This window comes from Pseudomonas sp. GV105 (assembly GCF_003058185.1).
Lineage (GTDB): Bacteria > Pseudomonadota > Gammaproteobacteria > Pseudomonadales > Pseudomonadaceae > Aquipseudomonas > Aquipseudomonas veronii.
This window is the reverse complement of record NZ_QBUF01000006.1, coordinates 117,865-139,027: the sequence shown is the minus strand read 5'-3', so window position 1 is coordinate 139,027 and position 21,163 is coordinate 117,865. Positions and strand designations below refer to the sequence as shown.

General features: G+C 59.6%; 18 protein-coding genes and 4 tRNA genes. 8 read left to right on the top strand and 14 right to left on the bottom strand.

The window, feature by feature from the left end; translation table 11 throughout:
• Together C8K66_RS13330 and C8K66_RS13325 are read right to left on the bottom strand one after the other, a co-directional pair.
• The gene (locus C8K66_RS13330) at positions 1 to 801 is read right to left on the bottom strand and encodes a DUF2242 domain-containing protein (protein ID WP_057004463.1); all 801 of its coding nucleotides are present in this window, start codon (positions 799 to 801) and stop codon (positions 1 to 3) included.
• A gap of 89 nt (positions 802 to 890) precedes the next feature.
• On the bottom strand, positions 891 to 1,790 hold the full coding sequence (locus C8K66_RS13325; RefSeq protein ID WP_046382850.1) for a LysR family transcriptional regulator: 900 nt from the start codon (positions 1,788 to 1,790) through the stop codon (positions 891 to 893).
• A 120-nt stretch (positions 1,791 to 1,910) separates the two neighbouring features.
• On the opposite strand from C8K66_RS13325, the gene C8K66_RS13320 reads away from it, so the two are divergent.
• Positions 1,911 to 3,077 (top strand): MFS transporter, encoded by a 1,167-nt coding sequence (locus C8K66_RS13320; protein WP_108525046.1) that lies wholly within the window; start codon positions 1,911 to 1,913, stop codon positions 3,075 to 3,077.
• Positions 3,078 to 3,125: 48 nt separating this feature from the next.
• Here the strand turns inward: C8K66_RS13320 and C8K66_RS13315 are convergent, their stop codons facing one another.
• The 10 genes from C8K66_RS13315 to C8K66_RS13270 all read right to left on the bottom strand — a co-directional run bounded on the left by C8K66_RS13315 (position 3,126) and on the right by C8K66_RS13270 (position 12,527).
• Positions 3,126 to 5,000 (bottom strand): SurA N-terminal domain-containing protein, encoded by a 1,875-nt coding sequence (locus tag C8K66_RS13315; protein WP_057004465.1) that lies wholly within the window; start codon positions 4,998 to 5,000, stop codon positions 3,126 to 3,128.
• A 233-nt stretch (positions 5,001 to 5,233) separates the two neighbouring features.
• Positions 5,234 to 5,506, bottom strand: coding sequence for an HU family DNA-binding protein (locus C8K66_RS13310; protein ID WP_003174819.1), 273 nt, complete (start codon positions 5,504 to 5,506; stop codon positions 5,234 to 5,236).
• Between the two features lie 148 nt (positions 5,507 to 5,654).
• On the bottom strand, positions 5,655 to 8,051 hold the full coding sequence (gene lon / locus C8K66_RS13305) for an endopeptidase La (RefSeq protein ID WP_046382847.1): 2,397 nt from the start codon (positions 8,049 to 8,051) through the stop codon (positions 5,655 to 5,657).
• A gap of 161 nt (positions 8,052 to 8,212) precedes the next feature.
• Complete coding sequence (gene clpX, locus C8K66_RS13300) at positions 8,213 to 9,496, bottom strand: ATP-dependent Clp protease ATP-binding subunit ClpX (protein WP_017848146.1); 1,284 nt, start codon at positions 9,494 to 9,496, stop codon at positions 8,213 to 8,215.
• A gap of 112 nt (positions 9,497 to 9,608) precedes the next feature.
• Positions 9,609 to 10,244, bottom strand: a complete 636-nt coding sequence (clpP, locus tag C8K66_RS13295) for an ATP-dependent Clp endopeptidase proteolytic subunit ClpP (protein WP_017848147.1) — start codon at positions 10,242 to 10,244, stop codon at positions 9,609 to 9,611.
• A gap of 91 nt (positions 10,245 to 10,335) precedes the next feature.
• The gene (tig, locus tag C8K66_RS13290) at positions 10,336 to 11,646 is read right to left on the bottom strand and encodes a trigger factor (protein WP_046382846.1); all 1,311 of its coding nucleotides are present in this window, start codon (positions 11,644 to 11,646) and stop codon (positions 10,336 to 10,338) included.
• 400 nt (positions 11,647 to 12,046) lie between these two features.
• Positions 12,047 to 12,122: transfer RNA gene (locus C8K66_RS13285), tRNA-His, on the bottom strand.
• 77 nt (positions 12,123 to 12,199) lie between these two features.
• Positions 12,200 to 12,284: transfer RNA gene (locus tag C8K66_RS13280), tRNA-Leu, on the bottom strand.
• 58 nt (positions 12,285 to 12,342) lie between these two features.
• A tRNA-His gene (locus C8K66_RS13275) sits at positions 12,343 to 12,418 on the bottom strand.
• A 32-nt stretch (positions 12,419 to 12,450) separates the two neighbouring features.
• Positions 12,451 to 12,527 (bottom strand) — tRNA-Arg (locus C8K66_RS13270).
• 275 nt (positions 12,528 to 12,802) lie between these two features.
• Between C8K66_RS13270 and folD the strand changes: the two genes are divergently transcribed.
• The 5 genes from folD to C8K66_RS13245 all read left to right on the top strand — a co-directional run bounded on the left by folD (position 12,803) and on the right by C8K66_RS13245 (position 18,123).
• On the top strand, positions 12,803 to 13,657 hold the full coding sequence (gene folD / locus C8K66_RS13265; RefSeq protein WP_017848149.1) for a bifunctional methylenetetrahydrofolate dehydrogenase/methenyltetrahydrofolate cyclohydrolase FolD: 855 nt from the start codon (positions 12,803 to 12,805) through the stop codon (positions 13,655 to 13,657).
• A 141-nt stretch (positions 13,658 to 13,798) separates the two neighbouring features.
• On the top strand, positions 13,799 to 14,083 hold the full coding sequence (locus C8K66_RS13260) for a hypothetical protein (protein WP_046382845.1): 285 nt from the start codon (positions 13,799 to 13,801) through the stop codon (positions 14,081 to 14,083).
• A 333-nt stretch (positions 14,084 to 14,416) separates the two neighbouring features.
• The gene (gene pbpG / locus C8K66_RS13255) at positions 14,417 to 15,340 is read left to right on the top strand and encodes a D-alanyl-D-alanine endopeptidase (protein WP_057004467.1); all 924 of its coding nucleotides are present in this window, start codon (positions 14,417 to 14,419) and stop codon (positions 15,338 to 15,340) included.
• A gap of 210 nt (positions 15,341 to 15,550) precedes the next feature.
• A complete protein-coding gene (locus C8K66_RS13250; RefSeq protein ID WP_057004468.1) occupies positions 15,551 to 15,940 on the top strand; it encodes a DUF2946 domain-containing protein in 390 nt (129 codons plus the stop codon).
• A gap of 95 nt (positions 15,941 to 16,035) precedes the next feature.
• Positions 16,036 to 18,123, top strand: a complete 2,088-nt coding sequence (locus tag C8K66_RS13245) for a TonB-dependent receptor (RefSeq protein ID WP_090235000.1) — start codon at positions 16,036 to 16,038, stop codon at positions 18,121 to 18,123.
• Positions 18,124 to 18,153: 30 nt separating this feature from the next.
• Here the strand turns inward: C8K66_RS13245 and C8K66_RS13240 are convergent, their stop codons facing one another.
• Together C8K66_RS13240 and C8K66_RS13235 are read right to left on the bottom strand one after the other, a co-directional pair.
• Positions 18,154 to 19,488: a HAMP domain-containing sensor histidine kinase gene (locus C8K66_RS13240; protein ID WP_046382841.1), complete on the bottom strand. Its 1,335-nt coding sequence runs from the start codon at positions 19,486 to 19,488 to the stop codon at positions 18,154 to 18,156.
• A complete protein-coding gene (locus C8K66_RS13235; RefSeq protein ID WP_046485615.1) occupies positions 19,485 to 20,144 on the bottom strand; it encodes a response regulator transcription factor in 660 nt (219 codons plus the stop codon). Before C8K66_RS13235 ends, C8K66_RS13240 begins: the two co-directional genes overlap by 4 nt.
• Positions 20,145 to 20,275: 131 nt before the next feature.
• On the opposite strand from C8K66_RS13235, the gene C8K66_RS13230 reads away from it, so the two are divergent.
• Both C8K66_RS13230 and C8K66_RS13225 read left to right on the top strand, forming a co-directional pair.
• Complete coding sequence (locus tag C8K66_RS13230) at positions 20,276 to 20,599, top strand: PepSY domain-containing protein (RefSeq protein WP_017848220.1); 324 nt, start codon at positions 20,276 to 20,278, stop codon at positions 20,597 to 20,599.
• Between the two features lie 82 nt (positions 20,600 to 20,681).
• The gene (locus C8K66_RS13225; protein ID WP_017848221.1) at positions 20,682 to 21,152 is read left to right on the top strand and encodes a DUF2271 domain-containing protein; all 471 of its coding nucleotides are present in this window, start codon (positions 20,682 to 20,684) and stop codon (positions 21,150 to 21,152) included.
• Positions 21,153 to 21,163: the final 11 nt, after the last annotated feature.

The following is a 21,163-nucleotide window of genomic DNA, read 5'->3' as shown; positions in this document are numbered from 1 at the left end:
TTACTGCGCGGGCGTCGGCAGGGGCGGAATCGCCTCTGTCGGCGGCGGCAGGTCCGGCGTGGTTGGCGCAGGTGCCGGTGCCGGCGCAGGGCTCGGTTCTGCCTGCGGGACGATCGGCGCAGGCTCCGGTGCCGGTGTAACCGGCGTCGAGACGGCCGGCGCTACAGGTTCTTCCTTCGGCGCTGGCACCTTCTCCGCTGCCGGGGCAACTTTGGGTTCCGGCACCCCCAGTTCAGCCTTGGGCTGTTCGGGAATATGTTCGGTCTTCTTCACCTCTTGGGGCAGGAACACATCCACCAGTGCGAAATAGCGCTCGTAGAACTTCGGCGCCGAGACAGTCTCACTCGCCACCTTCACCATCGAGTCGTCGGTGGAGCCGATCGGCATCGACACCGAGCCCAGCACACCCACACCCAGGCTGGCGGAGTTGTTGACCTTCTTCAGCGCATAACGATCCTGCAGGGCGTTGGCAAACATCGTCGAGTGGCTTTTACCTTTGCCATCATTGGCACACACCACATTGAAGCTGATCTGCATGTGAGTTTCGCCGGTCTGCTGGAAACTCTTGTTACCCACCACCAGCTTCGGATCGCTGCTGGTGATGATGTAGCCCTGGCTCAGCAAGGCACGGCGTGCGGCCTCGCACGCGGCGATGTCACTGACCGGGTAATTACGGGAGAACGTACCGGAGTCGTCGAAATTCTCGTGCTCGTAAACAGCGGTCTTGGGTGACGAGCAGCCCGTGGCGCCCGCCAACACCAGCGCCAACCCGAGGCTACGCAAGTGAAATGATGTCGACATTGAAAATCCTGAGGAAAACGGTCTGGGCGGTATTGTGCAACAGAACGAGGCCTTGGCGCGCGCATTCCTGTCGATAAAACGTCACAAGCCTACACAGCGGTGCCTGCAGGGAAAAGCCCGGCGCACATATGGTCAATAAACACGCGCAACTTGGCAGATGCATGACGACTTGACGGCCACAATATCCAGAAACTGCCACGGTGTTCGAGATAATCATCCAACACCCGTAGCAAGCGCCCCTGCCCCACGGCCTCGTTGACCATGTAGTCGGGCAGACAGGCGATGCCCAATCCCTCGTGTACCACATGGTTGAGGGACTCAATGGTGGTACTGACCAGCGGTGTACGCAAGGTCGGCTCGGCGGCGCCCGGCAGGTGACGCAACGGCCAGTTTTCCAGCTTGCCGGTGGCGCAGAATTTGTGCCGCAGGCACGCGTGATCGTTGAGATCCTGCGGTTGCTGCGGGGTGCCGTGTTGAGCGAAGTAGCCCGGCGTGCCCACAAGCACCAACTGGTAATAGCCCAGATGCCGCGCCATCAAGCGCGAATCTTCGGGCTTGCCTGTGCGAATCACCGCATCGAAACCTTCCTCGATCACGTCCACCATGCGGTCGGAAAAATCCACATCCAATTCGATATCCGGGTAGGCGCGCATAAAGTCGCTGAGCACCGGCATCAATAAGCCGCGCACCTGCGGCAGGCTGACGCGCAACTTGCCGCGCGGCGTGGCGCTGGCGTCCGTCAATTCCTGCTCGGCCGCCTCGACCTCGGCCAGAATGCGCCGCGAACGCTCAAGAAACAGCGAGCCTTCGCTGGTCAGGGTGATACTGCGCGTGCTGCGGTGAAACAGCCTGACGCCCAGGCGCTCTTCCATGCGCGCGATACTTTTGCCCACGGCCGACGACGATACCCCCAGCACGCGACCGGCGACGGTGAAGCTGCGCGTCTCCGCCACCTGCACAAATACCGACAGGCTGCTCAAGCTGTCCATGATCACGTCTCGACTGATTACGGACACATACGTCCGCTAAGTTCGGAACCTTAGCCTGTTTTTCCGCACAGCACAGCCCCTTACTCTGCCGCCTTGCCCCTTTTATATGGATAAAGCGTCATGAGCGACAACCCTTCACTTACCCATTGCCCGGCGAACACCGAGCCTGACGTGCTGCCGCTGGGAGGTTTGTTGGCCCTGGCTTGCGCGGGTTTTATCACCATCCTCACCGAAGCCATGCCTGCGGGGCTCTTGCCGCAGATGGGCGCAGGCCTGGGCGTGTCGCCCGCCCTGGTTGGCCAACTGGTCACGCTCTACGCACTCGGATCATTGCTCGCGGCCATCCCCTTGACGCTGCTGACGCGGGGTTGGCGCCGACGCCCCCTACTGCTGGTGGCCATTGCTGGCTTCGCCCTGGTCAACAGCGTGACGGCCGTATCCAACCACTACGGGCTGACCCTGGTAGCGCGCTTTTTCGCCGGGGTATTCGCCGGGCTGCTTTGGGCCCTGTTGGCGGGTTACGCCAGTCGTATGGTCGCCCCCCACCGGCAAGGCCGGGCGATTGCCATCGCGATGCTTGGCGCACCGCTGGCCCTGACCCTGGGCGTGCCGGCCGGCACCCTGCTGGGCACCCTCGTTGGCTGGCGCTTGAGTTTTGCGATCATGACCGGGCTGACGCTGGCATTGCTGCTCTGGGCGCGCTGGCAACTCCCGGACTTTGCCGGCCAAGCAGCGCAACAACGCCTGGGCCTGCGCCAGGTGATGAGGTTGCGCGGTATTCGCCCGGTGCTTTGGGTGACCTTTACCTACGTGCTGGCCCACAACATTCTCTACACCTACATCGCCCCCCTGCTGGAGCCCGCCGGCATCCAGGCCGATATCGACCGGGTACTGCTGGTGTTTGGCCTGACGGCGTTGTTGAGCATCTGGCTGGTGGGCCTGCTGATCGATCGATGGCTGCGCCCGTTGGTGCTGTTCAGTTGCATGCTGTTTGGCCTGTCGGCGCTGGCGTTGGCGTTCTGGATCGACTCGCCGGCGATCATCTACACCGCCGTCGCGGCCTGGGGGCTGGCATTCGGTGGCCTACCGGCCTTGCTGCAAACCGCCCTGGCCAAGTCGGCGGGCGAGTCGGCGGACGCCGCGCAGTCGATGCTGGTGACGGTATGGAACCTGGGCATTGCGGGCGGCGGTCTGGCGGGCGGGTTGTTGTTGCAGAGCTGGGGCGTGCTCGCGTTTCCCTGGGCGGTAGTGGCGTTGATGTTGCTGGCCCTTTGCAAACGCCCATGAAAAAGCCCCCGGTCTTTTCAGGCCGGGGGCTTTTTATTCAAACCGAGATCAGTACTTCTTGATCTCAGCCTTGGTTTCCAGCTGCTTGCGATACGCCGCGAAATCCTGCTGCCCAACACGGGAAGCGAGGAAACGACGGTATTGCGCCTTCTCATCGTCCGATGGAGCCGCCGCTTCGGTGACGCCGTTCAAGCGCACGATCACCAGGCTGCCATCAGCGAGGGTCACGGTGGTGAAGGTCGGCTTGTCCTTGGACGCAGGCTTGGGCATGCGGAACAAGGCTTGCAGCACCACCGGGTCGATCGTTTCCTGGCTACGGGTAGCCGCTTCGGTGACTTTCCAGGCCTGGCCATCAACGGGCTGGTTCAGCGGGGTCTTGCCATCACGCAAGCTGGCGATCAACTCGTCAGCGTGAGTCTTGGCGGCCGCGCTGGCGCGTTCCTTGGTCATCTGGGTGCGGATCGCCGCTGCCACGCTTTCCAGCGGCAGTTGCGTAGGCTTCAGATGCTCTTTGGCCCGCAGCACGATGATGGTTTCCGGGTCGAGCTCGATGGCGGTGCTGTTGGCACCCTCATCCAACACTTCCGGGCTGAACGCGGCAGTGACCACGGCACGGTTGGCCGCGACACCCTCACCGCCTTCGCGACCAAACGGCGCAGAGGTGTGAACGGTCAGCTTCAGATCGGAGGCCGGCTGAGCCAGGTCGGAGGCTTCGAACGCCGCATCTTCCAATTGCTTGGTCGCTTCGACAAAACGCTGTTCAACCTGTTGATTCTTGAGCTCGTGGGTCAGCTTGTCTTTCAGGCTGGCGAACGATGGCACTTCTGGCGCTTCAACGCCCAACAGCTTGATCAGGTGCCAACCGAAGGTGCTGCGCACCGGTGCCGAGACCTGGTCCTTATTCAAGGCGTACAGGGCAGCTTCGAAGTCTGGATCGTAGACGCCAGGACCGGCAAAGCCGAGGTCACCGCCATTGCTGGCCGAACCCGGGTCCTGGGAGAACTCCTTGGCCAGGGCTTCGAACTGCTCACCCTTGGCCAGGCGCGCCTGGATTTCCTCGATCTTGGCCTTGGCTTGGGCGTCGGTGACCTTGTCGTTGACTTCAATCAGGATGTGCGCCGCACGACGCTGCTCAGCGAGGTTGGCGGTTTCTTTCTCATACGCTGCCTGCAGTTCATCGTCCTTGACGGTGACCTGGTCGAAGAAAGACGACTTCTTCAACTCCAGATAGTCGATGACCACCTGGTCCGGGGTCATGAACTCTTTGGCGTGCTGGTCGTAGTAAGCCTTGACCTCGTCGTCGGTGAGTTTCACCGCCGCAGGGTTGGCCTTGATATTGACGGTGGCGAAATCGCGGGTCTGTTTTTCCAGGCGGGCGAATGCCAGCACCTGCGCGTCAGTCACGAAGGCGCTGCCGAGGATGCCCAAGCGAGTCTGCTCGATCAGCATTTGCTGGGTCATCATCTGACGGAACTGCAGACGGCTGTAGCCCAGTTGACGGATCACCTGGTCAAAACGCTCGGCGTTGAACTTGCCGTCCACCTGGAACTCCGGCGTCTGCAGGATCACTTGGTCCAGCGCGGCGTCAGAGAAGGCAAACTTGGAATCAGCGGCACCTTGCAGTACCAGCTTGCGATCGATCAGGCTCTTGAGCGCCGCGTCGCGCAGCAGTTTTTCGTCCAGCAGGGAAGCATCGAAATCCTTGCCCATCTGTTGCATCAGTTGGCGACGTTGCATGTCGACGGCCTGGCTCAGTTCGGTCTGGGTGATTGCTTCACCGTTGACCTTGGCCACGTCCTGCTTGGTGTTGGTCGAAGCCTGAAAAATAGCCTCGATACCGGTGAACGCCATCAATGCGACGATGATCCCGATAATGGTCTTGGCAATCCAGCCTTGTGAATTGTCCCTGATATTTTGCAGCATGCGTCCCCCAGAAACGGTTGAACTTCAAAAATTGGCAACCGTGGAGCGTGGGTAGAGTCCGGATAGAAGAAAGGCGCATCCGAGGATGCGCCTTCTCTCGTAACTGGCGGAGCGGACGGGGGTTAGAACCCACACCCCCGGCGTGGTGACCCGATGGATACGTGGGTCAGCTGCCGCTCCGCTGCCAGGCCAGACCTGCGTCGGACCCGGGTAGGTAAAGGCTTGATCGAGGCTTAGTTAACGGCTTCTTTCAGGGCTTTACCGGCTTTGAAACCTGGTTTCTTGGCAGCAGCGATTTGCAGTGCTTTGCCAGTCTGTGGGTTACGGCCAGTGCGAGCTGGGCGGTCAGTCACAGAAAAAGTACCGAAGCCTACCAGTACCACCGAATCGCCGGCCTTCAGAGCGCCAGTGACGGATTCGATTACTGCGTCCAGCGCACGGCCAGCAGCAGCTTTCGGGATATCAGCGGATGCGGCGATAGCATCAATCAGTTCCGACTTGTTCACTCTAAGTCCCCTTATATATCTATTGAGTATGATTCTAAGTTTTTTGGTGAAAGCAAAAACCAGTGCTGAATGGCCTACAGACACTTAAGAGCCGCTTTATAACAAGGGCTCTAAAAAGCTGTCAAGGAAGCCCCCAGGCTTTAACGCATTAATGCGTGCTAATTCTTTCCTTGGAATCAGACTCGCGCTTTTCGTCCTTCGCGACTATCTCCGGAGCCACATCCGGCAAGGGCTCCGGCGCGTATTGCAGCGCAATTTGCAGGACCTCGTCAATCCATTTAACCGGTTTAATCTGAAGATCTTGCTTGATATTGTCAGGAATTTCCTTCAAGTCGCGGACATTCTCTTCAGGAATGATCACGGTCTTGATTCCACCCCGGTGTGCGGCGAGCAATTTTTCTTTCAGACCACCGATGGCCAATACCTGGCCACGCAGGGTGATTTCCCCGGTCATGGCCACATCGGCGCGTACCGGAATGCCGGTCAGGGCCGATACCAGGGCCGTACACATGCCTACGCCAGCGCTAGGGCCGTCTTTCGGGGTCGCCCCTTCCGGCATGTGGATATGGACGTCGTGCTTCTCATGGAAGTCCAGGGGAATCCCCAGGCTCCGGGCGCGGCTGCGCACCACGGTCTGCGCGGCGGTGATGGATTCGACCATCACGTCACCCAGGGAACCGGTCTTGATCAATTGGCCTTTGCCCGGGATCACCGCGGCTTCGATGGTCAGCAATTCGCCACCCACCTGGGTCCACGCCAGGCCAGTCACCTGCCCTACCTGATCCTGCTGTTCCGCCAACCCGTAGCTGAATTTACGCACGCCCAGATAGTGCTCCAGCACATCGGCCGTGATCTTCACCGAGAAGCGTTTTTCCAGCGCATGTTCCTTGACCGCCTTGCGGCAAATCTTCGCAATCTGGCGCTCAAGCCCCCGTACACCGGCCTCGCGGGTGTAGTAACGCACCATATCGCGGATCGACTCGACCTCGAATTCGATCTCGCCTTTTTTCAGGCCATTGGCCGAAATCTGCTTGGGCGCGAGGTATTTGACGGCGATGTTGATCTTCTCGTCTTCGGTGTAACCCGGCAGACGAATCACCTCCATCCGGTCCAGCAACGCTGGCGGAATGTTCATGGAGTTGGAGGTACACAGGAACATTACGTCGGACAGGTCGTAGTCGACTTCCAGGTAATGGTCGTTGAAATTGTGGTTCTGCTCCGGATCGAGCACTTCGAGCAAGGCCGATGCCGGATCGCCACGCATGTCGCTGCCCATTTTGTCGATTTCATCGAGCAGGAACAGCGGGTTGCGCACGCCGACCTTTGTCATCTTTTGAATCAATCTTCCTGGCATCGAACCGATATATGTGCGGCGATGACCACGGATTTCCGCTTCATCACGCACGCCGCCAAGGGCCATTCGCACGAATTTACGGTTGGTGGCATTGGCAATCGACTCGGCCAGGGAGGTTTTACCCACACCCGGCGGACCGACCAGGCACAACACCGGGCCACGAATTTTCTTCACGCGCTTTTGCACGGCGAGGTATTCGAGAATGCGTTCTTTGACTTCTTCGAGGCCGTAATGGTCGGCATCGAGGATATCTTCGGCGCGAGCCAGGTCCAGGCGCACCTTGGTCTGAGCCTTCCACGGCACCTGCACCAACCAATCGATGTAGGAACGAACCACGGTGGCTTCGGCCGACATCGGCGACATTTGCTTGAGCTTGTTCAGCTCGGCGTTGGCCTTGGTCAGGGCGTCTTTCGGCAGGCCGGCGGAATCGATGCGCTTTTTCAGCTCTTCGATTTCGTTGTGGCCTTCCTCGCTGTCGCCGAGTTCCTTCTGAATGGCCTTCATCTGCTCATTCAGGTAGTACTCGCGCTGGCTGCGCTCCATTTGTTTCTTCACGCGACCACGGATGCGCTTTTCAACCTGCAGCAGGTCGATTTCGGCATCGAGCAGCGCCAGGACGTGTTCGACACGGGCCGGCAGGTCGATGATTTCGAGGATGTCTTGCTTCTGCTCGATTTTCAGCGCCATGTGTGCGGCCATGGTGTCGACCAGGCGGCTAGGCTCATCAATGCTGTTGAGGGAAGACAGGACTTCAGCCGGGACTTTCTTGCCCAACTGCACATACTGCTCGAATTGCGAGAGCAGGCTGCGTACAAATACTTCGGACTCGCGCTCCGGGGCCTCGACTTCGTCGATCAGTGCCACTTCGGCGCGCAGGTGGCCGTCCACCTCCATGAAGCGCTCGACCGCACCGCGCTGCTCACCTTCCACCAACACCTTGACAGTGCCGTCGGGCAGCTTGAGCAATTGCAGGACAGTCGCAACGGTACCGACGCGATACAGGGCATCTTCGCCTGGATCATCATCAGCAGGATTTCTCTGGGCCAACAGCAGGATCTGCTTGTCGCCCGTCATCGCGGCCTCGAGGGCTTCGATAGACTTCTCGCGCCCCACGAACAGCGGGATAACCATGTGCGGATAGACGACGACATCACGCAACGGCAGGAGAGGCAATTCGATGGTTGTCTTCATGATTTCGCCTCTATGACAGTTGAAAAGTAAGCATGAAACCAAGATGGGGGCTGCCGGCAAAAAAAACAAGCTCAATGCCAGCAGTTAAATGCAGGAAAAACACGCCCTTAAAACAAAAGGGGCCCCTAAAGGCCCCTTGTTGTTATGCAGCAGCCGGACGCTTACGCGTCTGGCGCAGCCTTGGCAGCCGGCTCACTGTTTTCATAGATATACAGTGGCTTGGACTTGCCTTCGATAACGCTTTCGTCGATCACCACTTTGCTCACCTCGGACTGCGAGGGGATTTCGTACATGGTGTCGAGCAATACGCCTTCGAGGATCGAACGCAGGCCACGCGCACCGGTTTTGCGCTCCAGTGCCCGCTTGGCCACTGATTTGAGTGCGTCGGTACGGAACTCGAGGTCTACGCCTTCCATTTCGAACAGCTTGGCATATTGTTTGGTCAGGGCGTTTTTCGGCTCGGTGAGGATCTGAATCAGAGCAGCCTCATCCAGCTCGTCCAATGTCGCCAGGACCGGCAGACGACCAACGAATTCCGGGATCAGACCAAACTTGACCAGATCGTCAGGTTCGACTTCACGCAGGGACTCGCCCACCTTCTTGCCTTCTTCCTTGCTGCGCACTTCCGCACTGAAGCCGATGCCGCCACGGGTGGAACGGTTTTGAATAACCTTTTCCAGACCGGAGAACGCACCGCCGCAGATGAACAGGATATTGCGCGTATCAACCTGAAGGAATTCCTGCTGTGGATGCTTGCGGCCGCCTTGTGGCGGTACGGAAGCAACCGTGCCTTCGATCAGTTTCAACAAGGCTTGCTGCACGCCTTCACCGGAAACATCCCGAGTGATCGACGGGTTGTCGGACTTGCGCGAAATCTTATCGATTTCGTCGATGTAGACGATACCCATCTGGGCCTTCTCTACGTCGTAGTCGCACTTCTGCAGCAACTTCTGAATGATGTTCTCGACGTCCTCACCCACGTAGCCAGCCTCGGTGAGGGTGGTGGCGTCGGCGATGGTGAACGGAACGTTCAGCAGGCGAGCGAGGGTTTCCGCAAGCAGGGTTTTACCCGAGCCTGTAGGACCGATCAGCAAGATGTTGCTCTTGCCGAGCTCGACTTCGTCGTTTTTCTTGTCACGCTGGTTCAAACGCTTGTAGTGGTTGTACACCGCTACGGCCAGAACCTTTTTTGCACGCTCTTGACCAATCACGTACTGATCAAGGATGCCGCTGATTTCTTTAGGCGAAGGCAATTTATGCGCGCTGCTTTCGGCCTGGGCTTCCTGCACCTCCTCACGGATGATGTCATTGCACAGGTCGACGCACTCGTCGCAGATAAAGACCGAGGGGCCGGCAATCAATTTGCGTACTTCATGCTGGCTTTTGCCACAGAAGGAGCAATAGAGCAGCTTGCCGTTGTCCTCGCCGTTGCGGGTGTCAGTCATTCGTTCGATCCAAATCCGATAGGCTTGCAACACAAGATGAAGGCTTATGCGGGCTTTTTCAAGCCCGCAGGTGATCGGACTTGCCGACCTGGCCTATTTTGAGCTGCTTATATTAAGCGGGGCGCTTGTCAATCACTGCGTCGATCAACCCGTAATCACGCGCGGCTTCGGCGCTCATGAAATTGTCACGGTTGGTATCACGCTCGATTTCTTCCAAGGTGTGCCCGCTGTGCTTGGCCATCAGCGTGTTAAGACGCTCACGAATAAAGAGGATTTCCTTGGCATGGATTTCGATGTCCGATGCCTGGCCCTGGAAACCGCCCAGTGGCTGGTGAATCATCACGCGCGAGTTCGGCAGGCAGTAACGCTTGCCTTCGGCACCTGCGGTCAGCAGGAAAGCGCCCATGCTGCAGGCTTGGCCGATGCAGGTGGTCGACACGTTTGGCTTGATGAACTGCATGGTGTCGTAGATCGACATGCCCGCGGTCACCGAACCGCCCGGCGAGTTAATGTAAAGATGGATGTCCTTGTCCGGGTTTTCCGCTTCAAGGAACAGCAGTTGCGCACAAATCAGGTTGGCCATGTAGTCCTCTACCGGCCCCACCAAAAAGATCACTCGCTCCTTGAGCAGGCGCGAGTAGATGTCGTAGGCGCGTTCGCCACGAGCGGACTGCTCGACAACCATCGGGACCAGGCCGCCTGCGGCCTGGATATCAGAGTTCTGCTGAATATAGGAATTACGGAACATGCTCTGCAGTTACTCCCAAATAGTCATGTCTTGAAAACGCATAAGCCAGCGCGAGGCTGGCTTATGGTTGTATTTCAAACGAGTTGGACAATCAGTCGGCTTGTGCTGCTTCCGCCGGCTTGACTGCTTCTTCGTAAGAGACCGCTTTATCGGTCACCTTAGCCTTCTGCAGAACAGTATCCACAACTTGTTCTTCCAGCACAACCGAACGTACTTCGTTCAGTTGCTGGTCGTTCTTGTAGTACCAAGCCACAACCTGCTCAGGCTCCTGGTAGGCCGAAGCCATTTCCTGGATCATTTCACGAACGCGGTCTTCGTCAGGCTTGAGGTCGAACTGCTTGACCACTTCAGCCACGATCAGGCCCAGCACGACGCGGCGCTTGGCTTGCTCTTCGAACAGCTCGGCCGGCAGTTGGTCAGGTTTGATGTTGCCACCAAACTGCTGAACGGCTTGTACGCGCAGGCGATCTACTTCGTTGGACAGCAAAGCCTTAGGCACTTCGATCGGGTTGGCGGTCAGCAGACCGTCCATGACCTGGTTCTTGACCTTGGACTTGATGGCCTGACGCAGCTCGCGCTGCATGTTCTTGCGAACTTCGGTGCGGAAGCCGTCGATGCCGGTTTCCTTGATGCCGAATTGAGCGAAGAACTCTTCGTTCAGCTCTGGCAGCTTAGGCTCGGACACGCTGTTGACCGTCACGGTGAACTCGGCGGCTTTGCCGGCCAGGTCCAGGTTCTGGTAGTCAGCCGGGAAAGTCAGGTTCAGAACGCGTTCTTCGCCGGCTTTTGCGCCAACCAGGCCGTCTTCGAAACCCGGGATCATGCGGTTGGAACCCAGCACCAGCTGAGTACCCTTGGCGGAGCCGCCAGCGAATGCTTCGCCGTCAACCTTGCCCACGAAATCGATGTTCAGCTGGTCTTCGTTCTGGGCAGCACGTTCGGCCACTTCGAAACGGGTGTTCTGCTTGCGCAGGATTTCCAGCATGTTGTCCAGGTCGGCATCAGCCACTTCGGCGCTCAGGCGCTCGATCGCGATACCGTCGAAGCCGGCAACTTCGAACTCTGGGAACACTTCGAATACAGCAACGTATTCCAGGTCCTTGCCCGCTTCCAGGGACTTAGGCTCGATCGAAGGCGAACCAGCCGGGTTCAGCTTTTGCTCGACAACTGCTTCGTAGAACGACGCCTGGATCACGTCGCCTACCGCTTCCTGACGCGCATCAGCACCAAAACGGCGCTTGATTTCGCTCATCGGCACTTTGCCTGGACGGAAGCCAGCGATCTTGGCCTTTTGGGCAGTCTGCTGCAGACGCTTGTTGACCGCAGTCTCGATGCGCTCTGCCGGCACGGTGATGCTCAGGCGGCGCTCGAGAGCAGTAGTATTTTCAACAGAAACTTGCATGGATATTCCTCGTTGCACAGACGTTAGCCGGCCGTTTCCGACCCCAGAATCAAGGGCATGCATTCTAGTGGGTCAAACTCAAGAAGTCACCCTACTGGAAACGGGTAAAAAAACAGCAGGCAATTTATCGGTACGAAGACACTGTTGCGCCTCGCCCCGGTGACAAATACAGCCAATCGTGCCAGGGCTCTGCGCCGACCCTTCTATATATAGAAGAAGTCGCCAATCATCTCCCTGACGGCCGCCCCTGCGAACAGGACCGGCAGGCAGCGCGGCATCATCGAGACACATAAATACGACGAAACGCCCTGCCTTGCGACCCAGAACCTGCAGCCGCGGAATACTCGAACCACTAAAACAAAAAAGGCGCCAGACTGTTAAATCTGGCGCCTTTCGAATATGGGGTGGACGAAGGGGATCGAACCCTCGACAACGGGAGTCACAATCCCGTGCTCTACCAACTGAGCTACGCCCACCATATTGCGTTAACAAAGAAACCAAACCACTTCTTTGTCGAGCCTGACCCCGCCTTCCGGCCGGGCAAAGCTTTAATTGGTGCGGATGAAGAGACTCGAACTCTTACGCCTCGCGGCGCTGGAACCTAAATCCAGTGTGTCTACCAATTCCACCACATCCGCGCTTGAAGCTCTTAAAGCAAAGGCGCCAGATGATTAATCTGGCGCCTTTTCAAAAATATGGGGTGGACGAAGGGGATCGAACCCTCGACAACGGGAGTCACAATCCCGTGCTCTACCAACTGAGCTACGCCCACCATCTAACGCTACTTGTGCCAAAGCTGCCTAATGGCGCACCCGGCAGGACTCGAACCTGCGACCATCCGCTTAGAAGGCGGATGCTCTATCCAGCTGAGCTACGGGCGCCTGATTAATCTGTACTCTTGGAGGATTACAAACTAAGTGCTTCCAGCCTTGCAGAACAACAATCCTGCTAGACCTTCTTAACCAGTGCTAGGCTGTGCCCGACAAGTGCGACGAATAGTATAGACGCGCCGGAAAGCCGTCAAATCTTTTTTGAAAAAAATTCATTTTATTTAAGGGGTTAGGCCAATTTGCAGACCAAGCGCCTTTGCCCCCACGTCTTGGCATGCGAGAATGCGCGCACTTTTCTTCCCCCTCTCGATGGTTAATCACGCGTAATGACTGCACAACTTATCGACGGCAAATCAATCGCCGCCAGCCTGCGCCAGCAGATCGCCAAACGCGTCACCGAGCGTAGCCAGCAAGGCTTGCGCACGCCTGGCCTCGCGGTGATCCTGGTCGGCAGCGATCCTGCGTCTCAGGTTTATGTCTCGCACAAGCGTAAAGACTGTGAAGAGGTCGGCTTTATTTCCAAGGCCTACGACCTGCCTTCCGAGACCACCCAGCAGGCCCTTACCGACCTGATCGACGGCCTCAACGATGACCCGAACATCGACGGTATCCTGGTGCAACTGCCATTGCCCGCGCACCTGGACGCCTCCCAGTTGCTCGAACGCATCCGCCCGGACAAAGACGTCGATGGTTTCCACCCGTATAACGTCGGCCGCCTGGCCCAGCGCATCCCGCTGCTGCGCCCATGCACGCCGAAAGGCATCATGACCCTGCTGGAAAGCACCGGCGTCAACCTTTACGGCCTCGACGCCGTGATCGTCGGCGCCTCCAATATCGTCGGGCGCCCGATGGCCATGGAACTGCTGCTCGCCGGCTGCACCGTGACCGTGACCCACCGCTTCACCAAGGACCTCGCCGGTCACGTCGGCCGCGCCGACCTGGTGGTAGTGGCTGCCGGCAAGCCGGGCCTGGTCAAAGGTGAGTGGATCAAGGAAGGCGCGATCGTCATCGACGTCGGCATCAACCGTCAGGCAGACGGCAAGCTGGTCGGCGACGTGGTGTACGAAACCGCCCTGCCCCGTGCCGGCTGGATCACCCCGGTACCGGGTGGCGTTGGCCCGATGACCCGTGCGTGCCTGCTGGAAAACACGCTGTATGCAGCGGAAACCCTGCACGGCTGATCGACAGCCGCGCTGAAAAGAGCCCTGCCTTGTCGCAGGGCTTTTGGTTTCTGATGAACCTCACGCTCTGCTATCGTGCATCCGCGGCTGACATGTTCGGCGCCCGCCAGATGCCGCAGGAACCCCAGGAGTGCTTTAGCCATGCGCAACCTACATGCCGCCCCTCTGCTGATCCTCATCGCGGTATTGATCCCCGCTTGCACCACCCAACTGACTGAAGCGGGCAAACAGGTCAACCTCGTCACGGCCTCATCCGCCCACGCTTGCCACGTCGTCAAAGCCTTCACGGTGCAGGGCTCATCCAACGGCGACGCTCTGAACACGGCATTCAATAAAGCCGCCGAGGCTGGCGCTGACAGCCTGAGCATCGTCAATGTGGGGGACGCTGGCAAAATGCAGGTAGCCGCCTTGAACTGCCGACGCTGACAGGCTTGCCCAATAGAACATGCACCCGAACATCCGGCTCGTTCACCCAGGCGCAGCACCCGGTTTCGCGTTTCTTCGACATCCTTTTCACCCGCCATCGACAGGATCGGGCGCAACTTACCTCTACTCCTTTGAAAATCCCCATTAGACCCGCCCTCATAGCGGGCCTTTTTTTGCCCGCGATGGGCTACAAGCCTAACCAATCATCGCCTTACAGCCTTTATTTAAAGGCTCTCTATCGTTTTCTGATCCATACTCCTAAAATGTAACGTCATTTTTCATAAAGCCCGTTGCAGAACGGTATTTCTTACTTTTTTTAGCGAGTTCATCCGCGTGAAAATTCGTCTCTCTCTCGTCAGCCTTTTATTTGCTTTCACCGGCACCTTTGCGCACGCCGCCGAAACCACCCTGGCCCCGCGTGACACCTCAAAACTGCAAATCGCTTCCGGCAGCGCCATGCTGGTCGATCTGCAAACCAACAAAGTCATCTATTCCAGCAACCCGGACGTGGTGGTGCCGATCGCTTCCGTGAGCAAGCTCATGACCGGCCTGATCGTGCTGGAAGCCAAGCAGAACATGGACGAATACATCGACATCAACATCACCGACACGCCGGAAATGAAAGGCGTGTTCTCCCGGGTGAAAATCGGCAGCCAAATGCCGCGCAAGGAGATGTTGCTGATCGCCCTGATGTCCTCGGAAAACCGCGCCGCCGCGAGCCTGGCTCACCACTACCCGGGCGGCTACGTAGCCTTCATTGCGGCGATGAACGCCAAGGCCAAGGCGCTGGGCATGACCAGCACCCATTACGTCGAACCTACCGGCCTGTCCATCCATAACGTGTCGACCGCCAGGGACCTGAGCAAGCTGCTGGCCTACGCGCGCAAATTCCCGATGCTGAGCCAATTGAGCACCACCAAGGAAAAAACCGTGGCGTTCCGCAAGCCCAACTACACCTTGGGTTTCTCCAACACCGACCACCTGATCAACCGCGCCAACTGGGACATCAAGCTGACCAAGACCGGCTTCACCAACCAGGCCGGCCACTGCCTGGTGCTGGTGACCAGCATGGGTAACCGCCCGGTGTCGCTGGTGATCCTCGACGCCTTCGGCAAGTTCACCCACTTCGCCGATGCCAGCCGAATCCGCAACTGGGTCGAGACCGGCAAGGGCGGTTCGGTGCCGGACGTTGCGTTGCGCTACAAGGCCGACAAGAACCTGAAGAACCGCCCGAACGCGACAGAGGTTCGTCGCTGAACGGCGCCCCCCCCAAAACGCCCGCCTGACCAATGCCCCGACATGCTCGGGGCATTTTTTTCGGCATAAGCCTCGCAAAAACAGGCCGTTGCATCGCTAACCGGGGTTGCGGATCACGCCCACGATCTGCGGCAAAATAGCGCACAGACAGGCTTTTACTTTGCGCCTGAACTGCCGCTAAATGTTCACCCCTTTCAGTCGACTTCGTTCATGGCTCGTCTCAAACGCATCAGTCCCTGGCTAGCCTGCCTGGCCATCGTGCTGAACATGCTGGCCATGCCGCTCAGCCGCGCCATGCAGACGCCGGACATGGGACTGTTGATGTGGGGCGGATTCTGCTCGGGGGGCGCCTCGCAAGCGCTGCCTCCCAACTTGAGCAAGCTGATCGACCCGCTCCAGTCGGCGCCGTCGCAATCCGCCATGAAACACAGCGATTGCTGCTGCGGTCATGCCGGACTGGCGGCGCTGCCATCCGACTACTACAGGCATTTCCTACCGCGATACGCCCCCGACACCACCCTCGACAACCCCGAGTTGCCGACGCTGCACCCCAGAATCCGCTGGCCGAGCCTGAGCCCGCGCGCCTCCCCTACCGTTTGATCGACACCCGCGCCGCCCCATAGGCGGCGCAATCTGCTTGTCAGCCGCCCGCCTGGGCGTCCTCGAAGTGTCTTGATCATCAGGAATGGTGCGTTATGCCTGCTCGAATGACTTTGCCTCGCGCAAAGCGTGTCTCTGTGTCCCGCCCGCTATGGCCCTTGCTGTCCATCGGCCTGTTCGCCCTCAACCCGCTGTCCTCGGCACTGGCCGAAACCGGTAAAACCGAAGACTCCACCCTCACCCTGGGCACCGTCACGGTCCAGGGCGCCAGCGCCAGCAGCGGCCCGCTGAGCACCAGCAGCGTGCTCAGCTCGGTGGACATTCTCGGCGCCGACATCCTCGAAAAAATGCCGGTCAACTACAGCTGGGAACTGTTCAGTCGCGCGCCAGGGGTGATCCTCACCGAGTTCAACCAAGGCACCACCTCCGGCAAGATTTCCTTTCGCGGCTTCAACGGCGAAGGCGAAGTCAACGCAGTGAAGTTGCTGATCGACGGCATCCCGAGCAACAGCAACGACGGCAACATGCCGTTCATGGACATGATTTTCCCCATGGAGCTGGACAGCATCGAAGTGGTGCGCGGCACCAGCGATGCGCGCTATGGCCTGAACAACATCGCCGGCAACGTCAATATGCTGACCCGCACCGGCGGCGACTACACCAAGGCGCGGGTGCGCTACGGCAGTTACAACACCCAGGAAACCCAGCTGGCCAAAGGCATCGAAGGCAGCAACTGGACGCAGAACTACTTCTTCGCCTACCAGAAATCCGACGGTTACCGCGATCACGCCGAGGCGGACAGGTTTTCCATGTCCGGCAAATGGTTCTACACCCCGGACGACAACAGCTACCGCATCGGCCTGATCGCCCGTCACTACGAAACCGAGGCGCAGGAACCCGGCTACTTGAGTGAAGAGGACGCCCACCAGCACCCGACCATGACCAACAGCTACAACGCCACCGACAAAGGCACGCGGCGGATGAACCAGGTCAGCCTGCACTTCGACACCGACCTGGCCGAGACGCTGGCCTGGTCGGCAAAAACCTACGTCAACACCTTCGACGACCGGCGCTGGACGCAATACTGGCGCACCAGCGCCCAGCAGGAGCGCGACGCCTACGAAACCCAGTACGGCGCCCTCACCTCCCTGACCTGGCGCCCGCAAGTCAGCTGGCTGTACGACTTCGCCCTGGAAGGCGGCGCGGACATGCAGCAGCAGCAGAACAAGAGCGAGCGCTACCGCACCAAGGACCGCCTGCGCCTGGCCCAAACCCGCGACCAGCGATTCGACTTCGACACCTACGGCGCCTATGTCCAGGCCGAGATCAAGCCGTTCGAGTCGCTGAAAATCGTCCCGGCATATCGCGTCGATAAGATCCAGGGCGACTTCACCAACGAAATGACCGGCATGGACTACGACATCAACGACTATGGGCTGATCAAACAACCCAAGCTCAGCGTGGTGTATTCACCGTGGGACGTGGCCAGCATCTATGCCAACTGGGGGCGGACCTTCCAGGTCGGCACCGGCGCGGCGGCCTATAAGATTCCACCGCGGGATACCAACCTGGCGCCGTCGATCAACGACGGCTGGGAAACCGGGGTCAAGTTCACCCCGGCGGACTGGATCGACGGCCGCATCGCCTATTGGCAGCAAGAAGCCAGCGGCGAAGTCAGTCGCCGCCTCAACGACCCGAGCGGCGAGTCGGACAACGTCGGCGAAACCCGGCGCTGGGGTTACGACGCGCAAGTCAATCTGCACCCGGACGAACGCACCGAAATCTGGATGGCCTACTCCTGGCAGTACTCGAAAATCCTCCAGCCCAGCGCGACCTTGCCCAACAGCAAAGGCCAGGAAATCGACCACATCCCGCATCACCTGTACAACGCCGGCGTCAGCTACAAGGCCACGCGGGCGCTGCAGTTGACGGCGTGGATGAACGGCCAGACGAATTACTACCTGGAACGCGAGAACACCAAGGGCACTTACGGCGGCTACGTCTTGATGAACCTCGGCGCGACTTACCAGGTGACCGAATCGGTCAGTGTCGACCTGCAGTTGAAAAACCTCACCAACCGCTACTACGAATACGTCTGGTATGACCCGGACGGCGCCCAGGCCTCGCTGCACTCACCCGGCGACGGGCGCGCGCTGTACAGCGGCGTCACCGTCGACTTCTGATCGGCAGCGCCGCCGGGGCGCGATGAACGTTCAGGCCGGCAAGCGCAAAAACTGAACGTTCACTTCAAACCCGTCGTCCCGGCCTGTGGCCGGCGACGCCAGGGTCATGTGCGCCTTGACCCCATGGACGATGGTCTTGGCAATCGCCAGGCCCAATCCGCTGCCGCTGGCTTCGCTGCTGCCGCGCACGAAGCGTTCGGTCAGGCGCTGCAACACCGGCGCCGGCACGGCCGGTCCGCCGTTGACCACCCGCAGCAACGCATCGTCCGTGAGGCTGACGTCGACCGGTTGATCCGCCGCGCCGTACTTCAACGCATTCTCGATCAAGTTGCGCAGCAGGATGCCGAACGCGTCCGGGTCGATCGCGCAATACACGCTGCCCTCGCTCGGCAGTTGCAAGCGGATGCGCTGCCCGCTGCTGCGGTTCCACTCATCGACCCCATGGGCCAGTAAGGGAATCAGGTCCTGGGGCGCCTCGGACAACAGCCCGCCGCCCTCGGCCTTGGCCAACTGCATGAGTTTTTCCGAAAGCCGCGCCAGTTCGCGCAAGGCGTGTTCGATCTTCGCCGCACGCACGCGCAACGGGCCTTCCGGCGCTTCCTGGCGCAAACGCTGGATCTGCGCCAGCGTCGCCGCCAATGGCGTGCGCAACTCGTGGGCGCTGTTGGCGGTGAAGCTGCGCTCGGCCTCCAAGGCCTTGCGCAAGCGCTCCAGCAGGTGGTTGACCGCGTCGGCCAACGGGTCGATTTCAGCCGGCAGCCGGGCCACGCTGATCGGCGACAAATCCCCCACACCACGCGCTTCCACGGCACGGCGATAAGCCAATACGCTGCGCAGGCTGAAGCGCACAAACAACCATGTGCCCAACAGGCTGATGGGGATCAGCGCCAATAACGGCATCAACAGGGCCAACAAGGCTTCCCGCGCCGCCTCACGGCGATGCCCCAGCGGCTCGGCGATCTCAATGAACAGCGTATCGCGCAGCGCACTCGCGCCGTACAGCCGGTATTTTCGGGTGGTGGAAAACCCTTCGCTCGGGTGTTCGCTGAAGATCTTCGGGTTGGCGTCATGGGACTGCATCAGAATCTGGCCCTGGGCATCGCGCACCAGGTACGTCAGGTATTCCTTGTGCATCTTCAGGGTGGCGACGTGCTGGGCGGTGCGCGGTTCTTCGCGGTTGCTGATTTCCAGCACGGCCAGGGGCAGGATGCGTTGCGCGGTCTCTTCCAGGGCGCTGTCGAACGCCTCGTTCAATTCGTGTTGCACCACCAGCCAGGCGCCGACGGTCGCCCCCAGCCAGAGCAAGGTCATGCCCAGGGTCAACCCGAGGCCGAGGCGTTTTTGCAGGCTGATCGGCGACTTCATCCGGCCATCAACCGATAACCCATGCCACGCACGGTTTCCAGCAGGTCGCGCCCGAGTTTTTTGCGCAGGCGGCTGATATAGACCTCGATGGTGTTGCTCTCGATTTCCGCACCGAAGGCGTACAGGCGCTCTTCGAGCTGCGACTTCGACAACAGCGCCGTGGGGCGCTGCACGAACGCCTCGAACAGCGCCCATTCGCGCGCCGTCAGGTCGACGGTGACGCCGGCACGCTGCACGGTGCGCGCGTTCATATCGATCTGCAACTCGCCGAGTTTGATCTGCGGGTTGGGATTGCCGCTATAACGGCGGGCCACGGCGGCCACCCGGGCCGACAGCTCGAACAGGTCGAACGGTTTGACCAGGTAATCGTCGGCCCCGGCGTTGAGGCCGGCGATACGATCGGATATCTGGTCCTGGGCGGTGAGGATGATCACCGGGGTCACATTGCCGGCCGAACGCTGCTGGCGCAGAAAGTCCAGCCCGCGACCGTCGGGCAGCATCAGGTCCAACAGGATCAGATCATACGGCGTGCTGCGCACGCTGTTGTTCGCATGCTCCAGGCGCTGCACCCAATCGACCGCATGGCCGTCGTCGGCAATCTGTTCGCGCACCGCCTCGCCCAGCCCGGGTGCATCCTCGACCAATAAAACCCGCATCTGGCACCTCCTGTGGTGGTTGTCGTGCCGCACCTTACCGAGCTTACCTGACGTGAATCTGAAGATTCAGCTGGTTGTCAGGAATGCCCTTTAGGGTAAGCCGCAAATGCCAATCCGGCCGGAGACAGATCATGAAATCAGCTTTTATTGTCAGCACCGCACTGCTGGGCGTCCTGCTCGGCGCAAACGCCTTGGCCGACGACGACTGCAGCGAGCCGGTCAGCGACTGGCAACCACGCGAAACCCTGCGCCAGCAAGTGGAACAGCAATACGGCTGGAGCGTGCAACGCATCAAGGTCGACGACGGCTGCTATGAACTCAGGGGCACCGACCGCAAAGGCAATGCGATCGAAGCCAGCTACGCACCCGCCTCGCTTCGTCTGCGCAAACTGGAAATCCATTTCGGTGCCAACGGCGACGCCCGGGATTACCTCAACCGCCCTGGATCGGAATGATCAGCGGTTTTTCCACGGCTTTCAGGTTGCTGTCAGCCAGCAGGTCCAGGCTCTCGCCACAACGTTCAACCAGGACATCATCATGAAAAAGATCATTGCTGCAACCTGCCTCGCCGGCGCCATTGCCCTGCCGGGGCTGGCCCAGGCCCGCGAAGTGACACTGACCACCCAACTCAAGGACTACAGCGGCAACGGCGCGTACCTGGCGATCTATGTTACCGACGCCAACGGCCAGTACCAGAAAACCCTCTGGGTCGCCGGCAAAAAGGCCAAGTACTACCGGCACCTGAGCGACTGGGCGCGTGGCAGCGCCATGAAGCCGAGCGAGTTTGACGGCCTCAGCGGCGCCAGTGTCGGCAGCGGCCGCAGCCTCACCGTCAGCGTGGAACTGGCCGACACCTTGATCGACGCCGGGTATCAGATCCGTATCGACAGCGCCGTGGAAGACAAGCGCGACAGCCGCGCCGACGTCAGTGTCCCGCTGACATCGGCCGGGTCGGGCAAGCCGGTCAGCGGCAGCACTTATGTCGAGTCCTTTACCTACGACCTGTAACACCTGCGACT